At 68.2% G+C, this 17,876-nt stretch carries 21 protein-coding genes; 13 read left to right on the top strand and 8 right to left on the bottom strand.

Features of this window, described 5'->3' with window-relative positions:
- Window positions 1–117: 117 nt before the first annotated feature.
- A complete protein-coding gene (locus tag L3Q67_RS12605) occupies window positions 118–615 on the top strand; it encodes a pyridoxamine 5'-phosphate oxidase family protein (RefSeq protein ID WP_499189680.1) in 498 nt (165 codons plus the stop codon).
- Here L3Q67_RS12605 and L3Q67_RS12600 read toward each other — a convergent pair.
- Together L3Q67_RS12600 and L3Q67_RS12595 are read right to left on the bottom strand one after the other, a co-directional pair.
- The gene (locus L3Q67_RS12600) at window positions 572–1,357 is read right to left on the bottom strand and encodes a metal-dependent hydrolase (protein WP_499191512.1); all 786 of its coding nucleotides are present in this window, start codon (window positions 1,355–1,357) and stop codon (window positions 572–574) included. The genes L3Q67_RS12605 and L3Q67_RS12600 overlap by 44 nt on opposite strands.
- An 84-nt stretch (window positions 1,358–1,441) precedes the next feature.
- Entirely contained in the window at window positions 1,442–1,936 is a 495-nt protein-coding gene (locus tag L3Q67_RS12595) for a GNAT family N-acetyltransferase (protein WP_499189679.1), read from the bottom strand.
- A gap of 100 nt (window positions 1,937–2,036) precedes the next feature.
- Between L3Q67_RS12595 and L3Q67_RS12590 the strand changes: the two genes are divergently transcribed.
- From L3Q67_RS12590 to L3Q67_RS12580, 3 genes are read left to right on the top strand one after another with little or no spacing between them, the layout of a single operon-like run.
- Window positions 2,037–2,282 (top strand): ribbon-helix-helix protein, CopG family, encoded by a 246-nt coding sequence (locus L3Q67_RS12590; protein WP_499189678.1) that lies wholly within the window; start codon window positions 2,037–2,039, stop codon window positions 2,280–2,282.
- Complete coding sequence (locus L3Q67_RS12585) at window positions 2,263–2,562, top strand: type II toxin-antitoxin system PemK/MazF family toxin (RefSeq protein WP_308158651.1); 300 nt, start codon at window positions 2,263–2,265, stop codon at window positions 2,560–2,562. The genes L3Q67_RS12590 and L3Q67_RS12585 overlap by 20 nt, the downstream gene beginning before the upstream one ends.
- Window positions 2,559–3,179: a DUF2238 domain-containing protein gene (locus L3Q67_RS12580; RefSeq protein ID WP_499189677.1), complete on the top strand. Its 621-nt coding sequence runs from the start codon at window positions 2,559–2,561 to the stop codon at window positions 3,177–3,179. The genes L3Q67_RS12585 and L3Q67_RS12580 overlap by 4 nt, the downstream gene beginning before the upstream one ends.
- Here L3Q67_RS12580 and L3Q67_RS12575 read toward each other — a convergent pair.
- A complete protein-coding gene (locus tag L3Q67_RS12575; RefSeq protein ID WP_499189676.1) occupies window positions 3,151–4,143 on the bottom strand; it encodes an aldo-keto reductase family protein in 993 nt (330 codons plus the stop codon). The genes L3Q67_RS12580 and L3Q67_RS12575 overlap by 29 nt on opposite strands.
- 65 nt (window positions 4,144–4,208) lie before the next feature.
- Here L3Q67_RS12575 and L3Q67_RS12570 point away from each other — a divergent pair, with 65 nt between their 5' ends.
- Window positions 4,209–4,640 carry a type II toxin-antitoxin system Rv0910 family toxin gene (locus L3Q67_RS12570; protein WP_423581021.1) on the top strand — a complete coding sequence of 144 codons (432 nt, stop codon included), beginning with the start codon at window positions 4,209–4,211 and terminating at the stop codon, window positions 4,638–4,640.
- A 3-nt stretch (window positions 4,641–4,643) separates the two neighbouring features.
- Here L3Q67_RS12570 and L3Q67_RS12565 read toward each other — a convergent pair whose 3' ends face one another.
- Window positions 4,644–5,144: a hypothetical protein gene (locus L3Q67_RS12565; protein ID WP_499189675.1), complete on the bottom strand. Its 501-nt coding sequence runs from the start codon at window positions 5,142–5,144 to the stop codon at window positions 4,644–4,646.
- Window positions 5,145–5,371: 227 nt separating this feature from the next.
- Window positions 5,372–5,821, bottom strand: coding sequence for an SH3 domain-containing protein (locus tag L3Q67_RS12560; protein ID WP_499189674.1), 450 nt, complete (start codon window positions 5,819–5,821; stop codon window positions 5,372–5,374).
- A 350-nt stretch (window positions 5,822–6,171) separates the two neighbouring features.
- Here L3Q67_RS12560 and L3Q67_RS12555 point away from each other — a divergent pair, with 350 nt between their 5' ends.
- The 6 genes from L3Q67_RS12555 (at window position 6,172) to L3Q67_RS12530 (ending at window position 11,899) form a co-directional block, all read left to right on the top strand.
- Window positions 6,172–7,044 carry a helix-turn-helix domain-containing protein gene (locus L3Q67_RS12555; protein ID WP_499189673.1) on the top strand — a complete coding sequence of 291 codons (873 nt, stop codon included), beginning with the start codon at window positions 6,172–6,174 and terminating at the stop codon, window positions 7,042–7,044.
- A gap of 35 nt (window positions 7,045–7,079) precedes the next feature.
- Window positions 7,080–7,793 (top strand): 2OG-Fe dioxygenase family protein, encoded by a 714-nt coding sequence (locus tag L3Q67_RS12550; protein ID WP_499189672.1) that lies wholly within the window; start codon window positions 7,080–7,082, stop codon window positions 7,791–7,793.
- A 201-nt stretch (window positions 7,794–7,994) separates the two neighbouring features.
- On the top strand, window positions 7,995–8,738 hold the full coding sequence (locus L3Q67_RS12545; protein WP_499189671.1) for a GntR family transcriptional regulator: 744 nt from the start codon (window positions 7,995–7,997) through the stop codon (window positions 8,736–8,738).
- Between the two features lie 130 nt (window positions 8,739–8,868).
- Window positions 8,869–9,858 (top strand): M14 family zinc carboxypeptidase, encoded by a 990-nt coding sequence (locus L3Q67_RS12540; RefSeq protein ID WP_499189670.1) that lies wholly within the window; start codon window positions 8,869–8,871, stop codon window positions 9,856–9,858.
- An 88-nt stretch (window positions 9,859–9,946) separates the two neighbouring features.
- Window positions 9,947–10,789: a serine hydrolase gene (locus L3Q67_RS12535; protein WP_499189669.1), complete on the top strand. Its 843-nt coding sequence runs from the start codon at window positions 9,947–9,949 to the stop codon at window positions 10,787–10,789.
- A 39-nt stretch (window positions 10,790–10,828) separates the two neighbouring features.
- On the top strand, window positions 10,829–11,899 hold the full coding sequence (locus L3Q67_RS12530) for a PLP-dependent aminotransferase family protein (protein WP_499189668.1): 1,071 nt from the start codon (window positions 10,829–10,831) through the stop codon (window positions 11,897–11,899).
- On the opposite strand, the gene L3Q67_RS12525 is transcribed toward L3Q67_RS12530, so the two are convergent.
- Both L3Q67_RS12525 and L3Q67_RS12520 read right to left on the bottom strand, forming a co-directional pair.
- Window positions 11,894–13,408 carry an SWIM zinc finger family protein gene (locus tag L3Q67_RS12525; protein ID WP_499189667.1) on the bottom strand — a complete coding sequence of 505 codons (1,515 nt, stop codon included), beginning with the start codon at window positions 13,406–13,408 and terminating at the stop codon, window positions 11,894–11,896. The two genes, L3Q67_RS12530 and L3Q67_RS12525, sit on opposite strands and share 6 nt — an antisense overlap.
- 76 nt (window positions 13,409–13,484) lie before the next feature.
- A complete protein-coding gene (locus tag L3Q67_RS12520; protein WP_499191511.1) occupies window positions 13,485–13,883 on the bottom strand; it encodes a very short patch repair endonuclease in 399 nt (132 codons plus the stop codon).
- A 190-nt stretch (window positions 13,884–14,073) separates the two neighbouring features.
- Between L3Q67_RS12520 and L3Q67_RS12515 the strand changes: the two genes are divergently transcribed.
- The gene (locus tag L3Q67_RS12515; protein WP_499189666.1) at window positions 14,074–15,315 is read left to right on the top strand and encodes a DNA cytosine methyltransferase; all 1,242 of its coding nucleotides are present in this window, start codon (window positions 14,074–14,076) and stop codon (window positions 15,313–15,315) included.
- A 25-nt stretch (window positions 15,316–15,340) separates the two neighbouring features.
- On the top strand, window positions 15,341–16,102 hold the full coding sequence (locus L3Q67_RS12510; RefSeq protein ID WP_499189665.1) for a PDDEXK family nuclease: 762 nt from the start codon (window positions 15,341–15,343) through the stop codon (window positions 16,100–16,102).
- Here L3Q67_RS12510 and L3Q67_RS12505 read toward each other — a convergent pair.
- Window positions 16,099–17,859 (bottom strand): DEAD/DEAH box helicase, encoded by a 1,761-nt coding sequence (locus L3Q67_RS12505; protein WP_499189664.1) that lies wholly within the window; start codon window positions 17,857–17,859, stop codon window positions 16,099–16,101. The two genes, L3Q67_RS12510 and L3Q67_RS12505, sit on opposite strands and share 4 nt — an antisense overlap.
- Window positions 17,860–17,876: the final 17 nt, after the last annotated feature.

Below are 17,876 nucleotides of genomic sequence, written 5' to 3'. Positions count from 1 at the left end.
CCAGGATAGGGGGCACAACTCCACCGGTGCCAGGGCGAGGATCACTCCGGCCAGCTTTCCAGCACGCCGGGCCGCCGGGGCAGATGCGGATGTACCCGGCGGACCATGATGGACGTCATGGACGCACCCGGATTCGACGTGCCGGCCTTCCTCGCCGAACGCCTGCGCCCGGCGAGCGTCGCCACCACCGGGCGCGGTGGCGGTCCGGCACTGGCCACGATGTGGTTCCTCGCCGAAGACGGCCGGTTCTGGTTCAACTCGCCGAACGACCAGCCGAGCCCGTTCCTGGCCGCGGCCCGCGCGGGCCGCGAGGTCGCGGTGCTGGTCTCGACCTTCGACCCACCGCACGACGTGCGGCAGTTGCGCGCCACCGGACCGGCGCGGATCGAGGAGACCGACGAGGGCAGGCTGCGCCGCCTCTACGCCCGATATGTTCCACAGTGGACGGATGAGTGGGCGGCACACGCGTTGTCGCCGGAGTTCACCCTGTGGTCGATGTCGCCGGAACGCGGCATGGCCGTGGCCTTCCCCGAGCTCGCCGACAGCCCGGCGTTCCGCTGGTCGGCGCCGATCACGTTCCCGCCTGCACCTCGGCCGGGCTCGTCAGCCGGGTGAAGTTGTAGGCGAGGAACTCCCACACGCCCGGCACCAGCAACACGGCCAGCACCAGGAACACCGGGAAGATCAGCCGGTTCTCCACGTTCTTGCCGGTGCGGAACCGCAGCTTGCGCGGCGGCCGGATCTCGTACCAGGTCTCACCCTTGATCAGCAGCGGGAACAGGAACGGGCAGCCGGATTCGGTCAGCGAATCGCCGAGGCAGTGCGTGAAACAGCCCGCCGCCACGGCGATGCCCAGCCAGCCCGCGATCTGGTCCAGCTCGGCGAACGCCGCCGGTCCGGCGCTGAGCACCCACCAGACGATCGCCACCCCGGCCACCGGCAGCACCCAGTCGCCCAGCGCGTCCTCGGCCAGCAGCAGGCCGAAGACCACCACGCCCGCCACCGCCCACGGGCCACCGGCTTCGGTGCCCCAAGCGGTGAGCAGGCCGAGCGCGGCGGCGAACAACACGGTGTGCGACAGGTGCCGGTGCGTGCCGGTCCGCCGCTCGTCCTTGGGTCCCTTGGTCACCTTGTAGAGCCCGGCTGACGTCCGCCGCAGCAGCCACGAGAGCGCGCCGGTGATCGGCCCGAGCAGCTTCGACGCCCGTGCGCCCGGATGGTCCAGGTCGGGGAGCAACGCGAACCCCGCGGTGGTGGCGGCGAACGCGACCGCCTGGTGCACCGTGCCCGCGTCGACCGCCGGCGCCAGTGCCAGCCCCGCGCACCAGCCCGTGAGCGCGTGCGTCCGCCCCATCATCCCGCGATCCCCCAGCAGTCCCGGCAGCCCCAGCAATCCCACCATCTAACCGGGCCCCGGCCGTGGTTCACACCACCGGGTGAGTCAAAGCTCCTTGCCGAACCAGTGCTCGGCGTACGGGTCATCGCCGTAGGGCGGAATCGGCTGGTAGCCGTGCTTGGCGTACAACGCCCGCGCCTCCACCAGGTCGTCGCGGGTGTTGAGCCACAGCGACTTCGCACCGAACTCGCGCGCCACTGTCTCGGCCTCGCGCAGCAGCACCCCGGCGCCACCGCGGCCGCGGTGGCCCGCGTCGACGAACATCCTGGTCAGCTCGGCGACCTCGGGCGAGAACACCCGCACGCCGACACACCCGGCCGGTTCGCCGTCCAGCCGCGCGACCAGGAACAACCCGGTCGGCGGGGTCAGGTCGTCGCTGGGGAACTCGGTCATGATCTGCTCCACCTCCCCGGGGACCATCGGCCGCCCGTGGTACCGGGCGGCGATCTCGTCGTAGTAGCGGAACAGCACGCGCACCGCTTCGGGATCGGTGGGCGCGAAGCGGGCCACCGTCCAGTCGAGCAGCTGGTTCTCGGTCACAAGGCCGATTGTCGACCGGCCGTCCAGCGGTTTTCGCCCCGGCACGCCCGGGCGGCACGCCGTCCACCGACGCCACGAACCGGCGCCGTAGCATGGCGCGATGTCCAAGCGCCTCGGCCTCAACCTCTCCGACGACACGCACGCGCAGATCAAGGCCCGTGCGGACGCGGCGGGTGTCTCGGTGCACTCGTGGATCACCGCCGCGATCGAGCGCGAGAACTTCCGGCAGCTGTGCCAGGACACCAACGACTGGTGGGCGAACCACCCCGAGACCGCCGAGCGCCAGCTCACCGACTACCGCCACCGGCGCGCGGTGAAGGGCGGCCGTGACTCCTCCGCCGCGTAGGGGTGAGATCCGGCGGGTCGCCGGTGACTCGGGCCGCCGGGTGCTCGTCTACTCGGGCAACATGTTCAACGACCTGCCGGACGTGCCGTACGTGATCACCATGGAGGTGACCTCGGTGCCGGAACCGATGGACGTCGCGCTGGCCGACGGCTCGCGCGTGGCCTACACCCGGCTCGACCACCTGCCGAAGTCGCTGCTCGGCGACCCCATCGGCACGGTGCCGCACGAGCTGATGGAACGGATCAACACCCGGCTGTTCATGGTCCTGGCCACGCAGTGATCCGGCGCGGTGAGGCGATCTTCCTGCTGGCCGTGATCGCGGCCGGGCTGCTCTGGTCGGGCATCGGCGCCAAGAGCGCGCTGACCTGGCTGCTCGAAGTCATCTGGATCTTCATCGGCCTGGTGCTGCTGCTGGTGTTCCGCAAGCGGTTCCCGCCGACCCGGCTGCTCTGCTGGCTGCTGGTCTTCCACGCGCTCGTGCTCTGCTACGGCGGCCACTACACCTACGCCGAGACCCCGCTCGGCAACTGGGTCCAGGACAACTGGGGCACCTCGCGCAACCACTACGACCGCTTCGCGCACGTCGTCCAGGGCTTCGTGCCGGCGATCCTGGTGCGCGAACTGCTGCTGCGGCTGACCCCGTTGCGTCGCGGTGGCTGGACCTTCCTGCTCACCGCGAGCGTTTGCCTCGCCTTCGCCGCCTGCTTCGAGTTCGTCGAATGGGGGTCGGCGGTGGTCCTCGGCGCCAACGCCGAGGACTTCCTCGCCACCCAGGGCGACATCTGGGACACCCAGTGGGACATGTTCCTGTGCGTGTGCGGGGCCGTCGCGTCGCAGCTGCTGCTCCGGCGCCCGCACGACCGTCAGCTCAGTGCTCTGAGTCCAGGTGCTCCATGAGCGGTTCCGGGTAACGCGGACCGGCGGCGGCACCGGCGGGTACCGCGGCCTCGATCTCGGCGAGGTCCCCCTCGGACAGTTCGAGGTCCACCGCGGCCAGCGCTTCGGCCAGCCGCTCCGGCTTGCGCGCGCCGACCAGCGGCACCACGCGCTCGCCTCGGGTCAGCACCCACGCGATGGCCACGGCGGCGGGCGTGGCGCTCTTGGCCTCGGCGACCCGGCGCAGCGCGTCGGTGAGTTCGAGGTTCCGGCGCAGGTTCTCGCCCTGGAAGCGCGGGCTGATCGCACGGAAGTCGTCGGCGGGCAAGTCGCGGTCCGGCGTCCAGTGCCCGGACAGCAGGCCGCGCGAAAGCACGCCGTACGCGGTGAGCCCGATGCCCAGTTCCGCGCAGGCCGGCAGGATCTCGCGCTCGATGTCACGGGAGAGCAGGGAGTACTCGATCTGGAGGTCGGCGATCGGGTGCACCGCGGCCGCTCGCCGGATCGTCTCGGCACCCACCTCGGACAGGCCGATGTGCTTGACGTACCCGGCTTCGATCATCTCGCCGATCGCGCCGACGGTCTCCTCGATCGGCACCGCCGGGTCGAGCCGCGCGGGCCGGTAGATGTCGATGTAGTCGACGCCGAGGCGGCCGAGCGAGTACGCGAGCGCGTTCTTCACCGCTTCGGGACGGCCGTCGAAGCCGAGCCAGTCGCCGGACGGCCCGCGCAGCGCGCCGAACTTCACGCTGATCACGGCCTTCTCGCGACGCCCGCGCAACGCCCGCTCGATGAGCAGCTCGTTGTGGCCGGCGCCGTAGAAGTCACCGGTGTCGAGCAGCGTGAGGCCCGCGTCCAGGGCGGCGTGGATGGTGGCGATCCCGTCGTCGGCGACGGCCGGGCCGTAGAGGTCCGACATGCCCATGCAGCCCAGTCCCAGCACGGGAACCTCGGGGCCGGTGGTGCCGAGTGAACGGGTCCGCATCACAACTCTCCTCCATCGGTCGACAGACGCTCAACATAATTCCCCGCGGCGGGTAACCTGCGCCGGTGGCCAAGGTGAGCGTGTCGGCTCGAATCGCTTCGACGCCGGAACAGACCTGGTCGGTGGCGGCCGACCTGACCAGGTTCGACGAATGGCTGGTGCTGCACGAAGCCTGGCGCAGCCCGATCCCGCCGGAGATCACCCACGGCACCACGTTCACCTCGGTGGTGTCGGTGAAGGGGTTCCGCAACCGGATCACCTGGCGGGTGGACAGCTACGACGAGCCGAGCGCGATGTCCATCTCCGGCGACGGGGTCGGCGGCGTGCGGATCGCGCTTTCGCTGGGCATCCGGCCGGTGGCCTCGGGTTCGGAGGTCAGCATCGACGCGGACGTGCGCGGGAAGCCGGTGTTCGGCCCGCTCGGCCTGGCCGTCGGCCGGGCGGTGCGCGGGGAGCTGCAACGCTCGATCACCAACCTGAGCGCGCTGATCGGCTGACGCTCAGCAGATCAGCGGCCAGAGCACGCACCTCGACGTGGTGGTCGTCGACGGCTTCTTCGACGTGGTGGTGGTCGGCGGGTCCTCCCCACCGGGCTCCGACGGCTGGTTCGCCGTGGTGGTCGTGGTGGGCTTCTTCGAGGTCGTGGTCGTGGTCGGCTCGGTGGTGTCCGGCTCGGTCTCGGGGGTCTCCTCCTCGTACCAGGCACCCCCGCCCGGCACCAGCTTCGGCTCGTCGGAAGCGACCGTGGCCTCCGGGCCGGCCACCCCGCTCGGCGTGCGCGCCGGCGGCTGGATGATGCCGACGTCCTCGACGATGGTCTCGGCGCGGTGTTCCGGGGCGGGTGCGTGGACCACGCGGACCAGCAGCGCGGCGATGCCGCAGCCGATCACCACGGCGGCCATCACGGAGAACAGCTGGAGCCGCGAGCGCGACTTCGGGCGGCGCCGGGAGTCCCAGCCCTCGCGCTCCAGCAGCTGGGCCACCGTCACTTCGTGTTTCACGCGGGAGACCCTTCGACAGTAGAAGACGCGCGGAGACGTCTTTTTACCGGAAATCAGGGCCTGGTGGGACCATTTCCCACAAAGTCGACCCAAGATACTAGGCCGGACGTCGCAGCGCTGGCTCAACCAGACGAATCCACCCTATCGGGCTGACCCTCCGTGGTTGCTGACCGTCCGTAACATCACCGCTGGTGACGGGCTCGCGGACGCCCGCGAGCCCGCCGAACTCAGCCGGCGGCCAGGGTTTCCGGCGGTTCCGCCGAGGCGGTGCAGCCGGGGAGCAGGTCACGGGTGGCGGTGAATCCCGGACCGTCGAGGAAGTGCGCGGAGGCGAATCCGGCCTTGCCGTCGAAGGTGCCACGCAGCCAGAGGTCGTTCCCCTCGACGGTGGCACCGGAAATCCAGCAGTGGACGGTGAAGTGGCCGCCGGAGCGCACCAGCCCGACCTTCGCGCAGGCAGGCCCGGGGCAGTCGCGGACGTTCAGGCCACCGGCGCCGCTGAGGGAGAAGGCGATGCTCGGCAACGCCTTCTCGTTGACCGGCCCGCTCGGCGCGGGGACGCCGGACGCCGATTCGGTGGACTGCGGCAGGAACAACAACAACACGAGGAAGCCGACGAGCAGCACGGCGACCGCCGCGGCACGAACCAGGGACCCTAATCGGAGTGCGACGAACATGATCGGTCCTCTCCGCCCGGTGGGCTCGGTGGTGCCCCCTCCATCCGGTTGCTGCGGCCCGAGTGCGACTCCTTCCGCCGAGGCTGGTTGATCGGTGACGTGTGGTGGGAGCTACGCGGCAAGCATCCCGCATTGCATGCCCGTCGTGCAATTCCCAAAACGGCGATCCCGTAACGAAGCGCCCATCCGCAGCAACCTGGGACCACCCTGTTCACTCGGTTAGCCCAGCCAACTGGCCTAGGCGTGCTTCAGAAGCACTCGACCGCCGTGGTGTACGCTCCCGCTCTGGGATTCCCACGAGGTACATCCCTCAGCGAGATAGTCACTGGCAGCACTCCCAAGAAGGTCCCATGGCATCGATCCAAGGCCCGGTCATCCCGCGGCGGCGCATCGCCGAGCACCTGCGCAGGTTGCGCGAGGAAGCCGGGCGCACGCTCGAGGACGTCGCCTCGGAACTGCTGATCTCCACCTCCAAGTTGTCGAGGCTGGAGAACGCGCAGGGCAGCCCGCAGTCGCGCGACGTCAGGGACCTGATCCGGCTCTACGGCATCGAAGGCACCGAACTCGCCGACAAGCTGATGCGCTGGGCGCGCAACGCCGGCAAGCAGGGCTGGTGGGCCGACTACTCGCAAACCCTCCCGAGCGGCCTCGACTCGCACATCGCCTACGAAACCGAAGCCTCGGTGGCCCGGGTCTACACCATCCCCGTGCTCCCGGTCCTGCTGCAGACCACCCCCTACACACGGGCGTTCTACCGCAGTTCCGAACCGTGGTGGACCGACCACGACATCGAAGAACTGATCAAAGTGCGCCAGCGCAGGCAGGCCGCACTCGAGGAACGCGACGGCCTCCAGCCGCTGAAGCTGATCGCCATCACCCACGAGTCGAGCATCCGCCAGTCGATCGGCTCGGCGGAGATCATGCACGAGCAGCTCGGCCACCTCGTCGAGCGGTCCACCGCGCCGAACATCGAACTCCGCGTGTTCCCGTTCAGCAGCCCGCCGCTGTTCACCAGCACCTGCATGTACGCCTATTTCGAATTCCACGACGCGATGGACCGCGACGTGGTGAACGTCGAAACCCATGCTGGTTTCCGGTACATCGAAACCACCGAGCAGGTGAGCCGGTACCGGCGTTACTACGAAGAGCTCTACGCCCACTCACTGCCACCCGAGGAAACGCGCGCACTGATCAGGTCGGTGCAGGAGCAGTACTACTCCTGACGTTCCCGGAGGCTCTTCTCCCGTTTGGACAACCGATGACAACTGGACTCCTTACCCGGCTGCACCCGGAAGCCCTTGCCGTGGCCCGGAAAAAGCTGGTCACCGACGGTTTCGTGATCACCAGTGATCACGAACTGGGTTTGCCCCGATCCGTGCGCGAAACCATTCATCAGAAGTATTTCGAGGGTGGTTTTCTGCGCAATTACCCCGGCGACATCCCCGCCGACCGGGAACGCGCCCGCGACGTCGTCCGCTATGACTGGCGCGGTGACCAGTTGAGTCTGCGCGAACACGACTGCGTCGCCATCGACGGCCGTGGTGACTGGAGTTCGGAGCGCCGCGAATTCGATCGCGTGCCCTTGCTGGAGAACACCGATTTCGCCCACTGGATCGAAGCGGCGGTTTCCCTGGTGCCCGAACACCGGCGGCAGCAGCGGGGGACCTTCGGCATCAATCTGTTCCGCACCCACACCAACGTGGTGACCCGGCCGCACCAGGACCAGGAAGAGTTCATCTACGTCTACGTGGTGGACAAACACGGCAGCGGCGCCGAGACCGAGCTGTTCGACGTCGACTCGGACGAGGTCGTGCAGAAGGAGATCCTGCACCCCGGCGACCTGCTCGTGTTCGAAGATCGCCGATTCCGGCACAGCACCACGCCGCTGGTGCCGCCCGCGAACGAGCCCGCCCGCCGCGACGCGTTGGTGTGCACGATCAACTACGCGCACACGTACCCACTGGAAGACTGAACGGCGAAACCCCGGAGGCCGCACTCAGCGTTCACGTCTCCGGGGTCCGGTCATCCGTTAGGAGTAGTGCGACCGTCAGAAAACGCGTGAACTCTCGGCGCGGAAGCACCGCAAGTGGAAAGTTCGCTGCTAAAGTCCGGGCCACTGTGCCACTGACGTGTGTGCCCAACCCTGTGCACCACATGCTGACCCGGGACGTGCATGCCGGACAACACTGACGGAACGCCGAAGTACCACCAGATCGCGAACAGCATTCGCCGGCAGATCATCACTGGCGAGCTGAAGCCTGGGGACAGCGTGCCGTCCGAGCGCCGCCTTGAAAAGGACTGGAACGTCGCGAGGCCGACGGCCGCCGATGCGTTGCGCCTGTTGCGGCACCAGGGGTATGTCGAGAGCCGCCACGGTTCGGGCACCTACGTGCGCGCGGATCTGCCCGGCGGGCACGGCAGGCGGTTCGCCCAGGCGCGCACGGTCGAGGTCAGCTTCGGCGCCGGTGGGGCACCCGAAGTCCTGCTGGTTGAGGAAACCGCGGTGCCTTCGCACGTCGCGGACGCGTTCGGGCAGCACGCCGACATCCCGGCCGTGCGGCGGCAGGTGCTGGTCAACGACGAGAACGGCACGCCGTCGGAGTTGCGCACCTCGTGGTTTTCCAAGGAACTCGCCGCGCAGGCACCCCAGCTGCTCGACCCGGCGAAGTCACCGGCCTCGATCGACGACTACGTGACGGCGCAGACCGGACGCAAGCCCTCTTATGGCCGCGACCAGGTGTCCGCGCGGCTCGCCACCGCCGGTGAGCGGAAACGGCTGCAACTGCCGAATCCGTCGGCCGTACTGGAACAGCACCTGATCCTCTTCGACGCCGAGGGGAACGCGTTCCGCTTCGACGAGTCCGTCTTCCCCGCCGAAGTGTGGAAGCTGCTCTACCCCTACCCCCTTTCGGACTAGCCTCTTGATCAGTGGACTAGGCCACCTTACAACAGCAGTGGCCTAGTCCACAACCCGCAGTCGCCGCGTCGGCACGCATGGCGATCACGGCCCTGTCGGATCCGCACCCGCGCTGGCAGACTCGGTGGCCATGAAGCGGATCCTCGGCGTTCTCGCCGCTCTCGTGCTCACCACGGTCGCCGCACCAGCCGCCCACGCCGCACCAACCGTGCCAGCCGTCGGAGCCGGGCACCTCGACCCCCGGCCCGGCACCACAAAACTGGCCTTCGAACTGCAGAAACTGCACTGGCTCAGCCACGGCCGGGTCCAGGTCGGCAAGATCGGCAGGTCCAACGAGGGCCGCCTGGTCTGGCACGCCAAGGTCGGCACCGGCCCGCTGCGCATCCTCTACGTCACCCAGCAGCACGGCGACGAGCCGCTCGGTACACCCGCCGCACTGGAGTTCCTGCGCCAGGTCGGCACCGGGAACGCGAACTGGCAGCGCAAGCTGCGCAGCCAGGTCACCGTGGACATCGTGGTCCGCGCGAACCCCGACGGGCACGAGCGCGACTGGCGCTTCAACTACGCCCCCGACGCCGATCCCGAGTACGGCGAAAAGGGCAAGGGGTACGACATCAACCGCTACCACGACCCGGCGGTCGCCCCGGCCGACAACCCGGCCACCGAGGCGGGCCTGATCCAGCGGCACTTCGCCGCCTTCAAGCCGTCCATCGTGGTCGACTACCACATGCAGGGCCGCTACCGCGGCGACGACGGCCGCGAGATCACCGCGTCCGCGTTGTGGCCGACGCACCCGGACGTGAAGCCAGCGGACGTCGACTTCGCCAAGCAGCTCACCGTCGTGGCCCAGCGGGCGATGGATGTCGGCGGCGGCAACGTGTCGCAGTACCCGGGCGGCGACTACGAAGGCATCGCGCGCAACGGTTACGGCCTGCTCGGCACCGGCAGCGTGCTGATCGAGCTGAGCGACATGGGCCCGGAGCACGAGCAGGCGCAGATCCGCTCGGCGCTGGCGGCCATGCTGGCGATCGCGAAGAGCGCCGGCGACGGCTCGGTCCGCGAGATCGACCCGGCCGTGGCGGAGCAGATCCCGCCGCGGGGCGCCCCGATCGACGACTGATTCAGGCAGGCCTGAAGAGGGCTGCGAACCGCGAAACCCCGGGAGTACGGTCCCGCGTTACAAAGTGACCAGAACTGGGGTGTACATCGTGATCAGTTTTCGCAGACTGGCTCCGGCGCTGGCCGGGGCCACCCTGGCCGCGGCCCTCTTCGCGCCGCCCGCCTCGGCGGCGATCGACCTGCCACCCGGGATGACGGCGAGCTACCTCGCCCTCGATCGCGCCTCCGGCCACACCGTCGCGCAGGACGAGCACGTGCGGTTCCGCTCGGCGTCGGTGGTCAAGATCCTGATCGCCTTGGACTACCTGGAAACCCTGGGCGCGGGCAAGGAAATCCCGGCCGCGGACGCCGCGCTGATGCAGCCGATGTTGCGCAGCAGCGCGAACGATCCGGCCAGCCAGCTGTGGGTTCGCGGTGGCTACGGCGAAATCGTCAACCGCATGGTCGCCAAGCTGGGGCTGAGTGACACCGCTCCCCCGGCCAACCCCGGCATGTGGGGCTTCACCTCGACCAGCGCGGCGGACGTGGTGAAGCTATACCAGTACATATTGGACAGTGCGGATGCCGGGCACCGCACGTTCATCATGGGACACCTGCGTGCCGCGACGAAGTGTTCCGGCGCCTGGGACCAGTCGTGGGGAATCCCGAGTGCGGTGACCGAACCGTGGGCGGTCAAGCAGGGCTGGTCGGCCTGGGGTGACACCCCGCCGCCCGGCGAGGAATGCAGTGGCGGCCGCGGCGCTCCCGCCCCGGAAGGACCGTCCACTTCGGACGTCGACCTGACCAGCCCGCTGATGCACACCAGCGGCACGGTCGGTGGCAACGACGACAAGATCGTGGTGGTGCTGACGCTGCAGGCCGTGGGCACGCCGTTCCGGGAATCGGCCAACCGGATTACCGAACTCACCAGAACGGTCGTTTCCACTGCCTGAGCCGACGATTTCCCGGTCCGCGGCGGGTTATCGTGCCGTATGAGCCGTCAGCGGGCCGACTTCACGTCCTCGCTCTACCTCGGCATGCGGCATGCGAGCACGGAGTTGCCCGGCTGGTCCGCGCTGACCACCGGGCGGCCCGCCGCGCTCGGCGTGCCCCCGGTCGCCGAGGGTGTGGCGAAGGCACTGGCGGAACTGCAGGGCACCGAACGCGCGCTGCTGGCGCGGTCGACCCTGCACGGCTTCGCCGACAGCCTGGAGGTGCTCGGCGACGAGCGCACCGGCATCGTGCTGGACGCGGCGGCCTACCCGATCGCGCGCTGGGCGGTCCGGCGGGCGGCCGGACTGGGCCGCCCGGTCCTGCGGATCCCGCACCAGGACCTCGGTTCCCTGGCGAACGCGCTCGACCGGCTGCACGCGCGTGGCCTGCGGCCGCTGGTGGTCGCGGACGGGGTGTGCGGCGGGTGCGGCAAGCCGTTCCCGCTGTCCGCCACGGTCAGCCGGCTGCCCGCCCGCAACGGGGTGCTGCTGCTGGACGACACCCAGGCGCTCGGCCTGTTCGGCGACCGGCCTGGCCCCGGCCACCCGTTCGGCGACGGCGGCGGCGGTTCCCTGCGGCTGGCGGGCACCAAGGGGCCGGTGGTGCTGGTGTCCTCACTGGCCAACGCCTTCGGTGCGCCGGTCGCCACGGTCGCCGGTCCGGAGCTGCTGGTGGACCGGATCCGCAAGCACGGCGGCAGCGCCATGCACGCGAGTCCACCATCCACTGTGGACGTCGCGGCCGCCGCACACGCATTGCGGCTCAACCAGACCGAGGGCAATGCCGCACGAGAACGGCTGGCGTCCCGGGTCCGGCAGTTGCGACGTGCCTGTGGTGAACAGGGATTGCCGTTGTCCGGCGGCCTTTTTCCCGCACAGGCGACTCCGCCGGTCACCGCCGCCGCCGGCCGCCGGTTGCTCAAACGGCTGGCGACCGGAGGCGTGGATGCGTTGCTGCGAAGGGATTGCCAGGGCGGCACGGCGGTCACGCTCCTGGTGACCGCGTCGCACACGGTCACCGAAGTGACCGAAGCGGCGACTCTGCTGAGCACCGCCTGGAACGAGCTATAGCCCGGCTTTGCGCAATTCGTCGAGGAAAGCCGGGCGCCGCTCGTTATCGCGGCGCAACTCGTCCACGTAGTCGTCGAACTCCTCGTCGCTTTCCAGGAGTTCGTGCACCCGGCGGAGTTTCTTCAGCAGCACCACGGCCTGTCGGTAACCGTCGCGGCTGGCCTGCTTGACGCAGTCGGTCGCGAGCAGGCGGTACACCCCGGCAACCTCGGCGGGCCGGACCTCGGCGACCTGGTCGGCCACGCGCAGCCAAGCCGACTGGGAGCAGCCGAACTCGGCCGCGGCGTCCCACGCCTGCGCCGCCTCACCTTCGGCGAGAAGGACGTCGATCAGCTGGTCAGCCTGGCGTTCACGCGCGGACGCGCGGAGTACCCGGAGCACGCGCTTGCGCGGCTCGGGCCAGGTGCCCAAGCGTTCGCAGAGTTCCTTGAGCTGGTCGTACGCCTGCTTGGTCGGCGAGCGCCAGAGAAACCGCTCGAGCACGGCCGACGCCTGGTCGGGGCGGTCGGCCTCGAGGTGCACGGAGACCAGGAACTCGGCCAGCTCGCCGCAGCGGGTCGCGGGCAGCTCGGTCATGCTGTGCTCGGCGCGCTCGATCGCCTCGTCCACGCGGCCGGCGTCGTAGAGCGCCTTGGCGATCCGGACGTGGTCGACGCGGGGGTCCTCGGCGAGCAGGCTGACCAGTTCGTCGACGTCACCGAGCGCCTCGACGGCCTGTTCGCGCAGCTTGCGCTCGTCACCGGCCAGCTCGACGAGGTGACGGAGTCCGTCCTCTTCGAGCGCCTCGGCGAACGGCCGCACCTGCAGCCAGCCGGGCAACGTCTTCTCGAACCCGGCGATCCAACTCGCCAGCTCCTGCCGGTCGGGCCGGTTCACCGCACAGGCACGCGCGTACAACGCGATCGCCCTGAGCAGATGAGCGGCCGCGGCGCCGGACTCGTCGTCGATGTCAGGCGCGACCTGGGCCATCACTTCCACGGCCCGGCGAATGAGGTCCCGATTCTCGGCGAGTTCCTCTTCGAGCAGGTCGAGCACGTCGCGCGCGTCCTCGAGGAACGCCTGCTCCTGCTCGAGCGCGTCCACGCGACCGCTCAAGGTCCCGGTCTGCTTGGCCATCGCCCGCAACGACAACCGGCGCAACAACGAGGCATCCCGGCCGGCTTCGTTCAGGACGAGGTCGACCAGTTCGTCCTTGGTGAGTTCGTCGATGTACTTGCGCACGACGGCCTGATCCCCCACCGGCTTGCTCCCACGCAACCACGCAAGCCCGACGGCCACCGCGTGCTTGCACACCGCCCCGTCCGCCGCGAACGGACAGGTGCAGCGGGCCTCGATGGTCCCCCCGCGATGCTTGAGCCCCACCCGATACGGCTCCGACCCGATGACCACCGCCGTGACCCCGTCCACCAGCCCGCCGAGGTCCTCCACCTTGCCGACCATCCCACGCCCACGCTGGAACACCGCGTTACCGGCGAGGGAGCGCAGCTCGTCCTCACTGAACCAAGTCACGCCCACCATTGAACCCCCGCTGTCCATCGGCTGTAGTGGCACAGGCCGCCGCCGTCAGCGTGTCTGCGGCCGCTGGCTAATCCTCCGGCTTAAGATCGAACGCGTGTTTGACCGCCTCCGTGACCACGGCCACCGCGGCCGGCAGCGGCTCGTGCTCCCAGATGCGCACGACCCGCCAGCCAGCCTGCTCGAGGGAGCTGGTGGCAATGCGGTCGCGCTCCTGGTTGCGCCGGAGCTTGGGCGTCCAGTACCACTCGTTGGACGTCGGCTCCCGGCCGTGCTCGGGGCAGACGTGCCAGAAGCAACCATCCACGAAGACCGCGATCCGGCGCGCGGTGAACACGATGTCCGGCCGGACTCGCACACCCTCCGGGAGGTCGAGTCGCATGTCCTTCCGGTACCGGTAACCAAGCCGATGCAGCTCCTTACGGAGTGCGACTTCGGGCTTCGTGTCAGAACGCCGGTTGGCGCGCATGTTGCGCGAACGCCCCTCGTTCGCCGGCGCAGGATAGATCCCTTTGGCGTGGGCCTGCGCTCGCACATCCGCTCGGTCAGACACAACTACTCCGGCATGATCACTAGGCCCGTGCTCGCCGCAGCGAGTCTCGTGGTGGAAGATACCGGGCAACCACCGCCCACGCCGCGCCACCCCGAAGGGATGTTCCATGGCTAAGTCCTTCGAGGCCGTCGAGATCTGCGCAGGTGCAGGTGGCCAGGCTCTCGGACTGGAGAAGGCGGGCTTCAAGCACACGCTCGCCGTGGAGCTCGACGAAAACGCTTGCACAACGCTCAAGGCGAACCTGCCGGAGGAGATCGTCAAGCAGGGCGATGTCGCCGACCCGGAAGTCTGGAAGCCAGCCGACTACGCCGAGGTGTCCCTGCTGGCCGGCGGAGTCCCCTGCCCCCCCTTCTCGATCGCGGGCAAGCAACTGGGCGCCAGCGACGAACGCGACCTGTTCGCCTGGGCAGTCGAGCAAGCGTGCCTCATCAAGCCGCGGGCGCTGCTCCTGGAGAACGTCCGCGGACTGAGCATGCCGCGGTTCGCCGGCTACCGGCAGCACGTCCTGGACCGGTTGACCGCAGCGGGTTACGTAGCTGAATGGAAACTCCTTCAGGCTTCGAGTTTCGGTGTTCCTCAGCTACGCCCGCGCTTTGTACTCGTGGCGCTTCAGGAAGCCGATGCCGAGTACTTCACCTGGCCGGAGAAGTCAACCGAAGAGGTCACCGTCGGTGAGGCGATCAAGGACCTGATGGCGGCCGGCGGATGGGAAGGCACCGATGCCTGGGCTGCCAAGGCGAACAAGATCGGTCCCACGATCGTCGGTGGTTCCAAAAAGCACGGCGGCGCCGATCTCGGTCCCACGCGGGCAAAACGAGCCTGGGCCGAGCTGGGCGTCGATGCGATGGGTGTAGCTGACGAGCCGCCAGGACCGGGCCAGAAGTTCTCCGTGGGGCCGAAACTCACCTGCGACATGGTCGCGCGGATCCAGGGCTGGTCTGGCGAGTACCGCTGGGAGTTCACCGGCCGCAAGACCTCGCGCTACCGGCAGATCGGCAACGCGTTCCCACCCCCGGTCGCGCATGCTGTGGGTACCGCCATCGTGAACGCGTTCGAACGCCGCGGTAGCAAGGTAGTCCGCGAGCTCACCGAGCACGACCCCGTCTACCGGGTGCTGCGCACTGCGAGCGATTTCGTCAAGGCGGAGAAGCTGATGGAAGCCGGGGACAAGATGGACGCATCTGACCTCGAGCGGCGCATCAGTCTGTTGAGCAAGGACTTCGAAATCGAGATCGAACCAGGCAACGGCACAACGCTGTACCGGCTCGGCCAGTTCAAGGCATTCACCGGCCAGGAGCAGCACGATCGGCATGAGTACTTCTTGAAGCACCGCGCCAAGATCAGCTAGTCTGCGTTCATCCACGAGGGGTGAGATGAACGCACGCTTCGCCAAGCAACTGCTGGGCTGGAAAAGGTCGAGCAAGAACAAGCTGAACCACGAGCTCGTCGCCAACTGCGCTGACAGCGACAACGCCGAATCCCTGCGTATCGCGGGTGGCATGCTCGATGCACTCGGTGTGGAAGGCGGTGTGCCGTCGCGGGTCCCAGCCAGTCCGGGCACCCCGCTCGAAGAGGCTGTCCGTGAAGACCTCAGTTCTTCACTCGGCAGGCTGCACCCCGATCGCCACTGGGATGTCACCAGAGGCGCGGTCATCGCCGAATTCGATCAGTACGCGCATCTTGACGAGCTGGACCAGCTGGTCAAAGCAAACCCCGAGTTGCGGATCACCATCGGCACGGACTACCTCATCAAGCCCGACGTAACGGTTGCGATCAAGGGCGTCAAGACCGCGTCCGCCCGCCCGCTGCTGCACGCCGCCGTCGCCTGCAAATGGACGATTCGATCGGATCGAGTCCAGAACATCCGCCACGAATGCCTGCAGATGATCCGGCATCGCCGAGGCCGCCAACCTCACCTGGTCACCGTGACCGCGGAACCATTGCCAAGCCGCCTGGCTGCTATCGCCAGGGGAACTGGCGAAGTGGACGCGGTCTACCACGTCGCCTTCGACGCACTGGCCACGAGCGTGAAGGAAAACGCCAACCCCGACCAGGCCGCCGCGTGGCGAGAAGTTGTCGGCCAGCGCAGGCTTCTCGACTACGGGCTACTGCTGGAAACGCTGGCTTCTGGCTAACCGCGGTGGTCGAGGTGATCCATCAGAGCCCGGACGTCACCCATGTCCATGCCCGCAGCCAGGGCTGGCTCCTCCTCTGGATCACCGAGTTGCCGCACTGACGGATCATCGAGTATCCGGCCCATGAACTCGAGCTTCTCCCTGAGCCTCGTCGCTACTAGCTCATCGATCGTCTCCCGCGCTGCGAGCACAGTCACACGGGTCTGCGTGTCCGGCGCAAGGCCCAGGCGGTGGATTCGGTCCAGGCTTTGCAAGAACCGGCCGGCCTGGAAGTCCCGGTCCACATAGACGGCGTCATGGCACACTTGGTGCAGGCTGATGCCTTCCCCGAGTGTCGCGGGATTGGACACGAGTACGGCGCAGCCCGGATCTTTGCGGAACCGCCGGATCTGTTCTTCCCGATCAGTGGTGCCGCCGTGCACCACGGCCGGCGAAAACTCCTTGAACAGCAGCTCCAGCGTCATGATGCTCCGGACGAAACTCGACCAGACCAGCGTCTTCCGCCCGCGTGTGGCATTGTCGGCCACGACAGTCAGTGCCTCCTGGTATTTGGGTGGCACTTCGTAGCTGGGCAGCTCCTTGAGCAGCGTGTAGAGCTGATCGTGTTGAGGAATCTCCAACGGGGGAACCTGGAACGACAGGGGCTCATACCGAGTGGACCCCTTGGCCAGCAGGGCAGGGCTGGTGGCGGCCATCAGCAGGCGCAGCACGGTGTTCCCCAGCGCTTCGAAGTCCGAGCGGCCGCGCTCCGCACGAGCGGTGAACCGGCCGACCAGAGCATCGTAAATCTCCCGGTGCAGACGCGGCATCTCCACCTGGCGGATCGTTGTCGCCACTGGGGGGAGCCCCAGCTCGTGCTTGGTCGTCCGGGTGTACAAGGGTTTCAGCACCCGGCTCGCATGGGCGAGGTTGCCACCATCCATCGCCTGGGTGACGACCCGGCGGCCCCGGCCTGGCCATACGAAGGCCATGAGGCTCTCGAGATCCTTGGCACCGTTAGGAGCCGGTGTCCCGGTCATGATCATGCGAACCCGGCTGAGCGGGCCAAGTGCCAGGCAGGTGGCGCCGTAAACGCCAGCTCCACCGAGCTTCATCCTGTGCGCTTCATCGAGAACCATCATCGTTGGAGCGGATTCCAGCCACTCCGCCAGTTCAGTAGCTACCCGGTCCAGCCGCTCGTAGTTCACCAGCAACAGCTCCGTGCCAGCCGGCACCCGCTTGGTCAGCACATGCATGTTCAACGGCTGCTCGAAACAAATCACGCTCTCGAACTGCCATGCCTCATAAGCAGACTTTGGGCTCACCACGAGCAGCCGGTCCACCTGACCGCGCTCGCGCAGTGCGGCGAAGACCGCCAGAGCCACACGCGTTTTGCCTGCCCCGGGAACGCTGAAGTTAGCGCTGTGCCCCAGCGACAGCAAAGCTGCCGCGTCCCGAAGCTGGAACTCCGTCAGGTCGCCGATCCAATCGGCGCCCAGCAGCCCAAGGACGTCATCCGCGGTGATTGTCAACTCATCTGGCTCACCCGCGAGCCGACGCTCCGCGCGATCCGCGTCATTGAGCATTTCTTCAGCAACGGCGCGGAACTGTTCCTCCCAGACAACTCCTTCTGGATCCGGCCACTCAGCCAGCACTCCGATGCCAGCCAGGAATTCCTCTACCGGGATGGTCGCGTCCTGCAGGTCGGCCAGGCGGCCAGCCGGGAACCCCGTGAGCAGCCTGACCAAAGCCGACTTGAACTCAGCTGTGGTCCGCAAGAGAGCCTGGGTGCGGG

It is taken from the genome of Saccharothrix sp. AJ9571, assembly GCF_021725495.1.
GTDB lineage: Bacteria > Actinomycetota > Actinomycetes > Mycobacteriales > Pseudonocardiaceae > Amycolatopsis > Amycolatopsis magusensis.
This window is presented reverse-complemented; position numbering and strand designations above follow the sequence as displayed.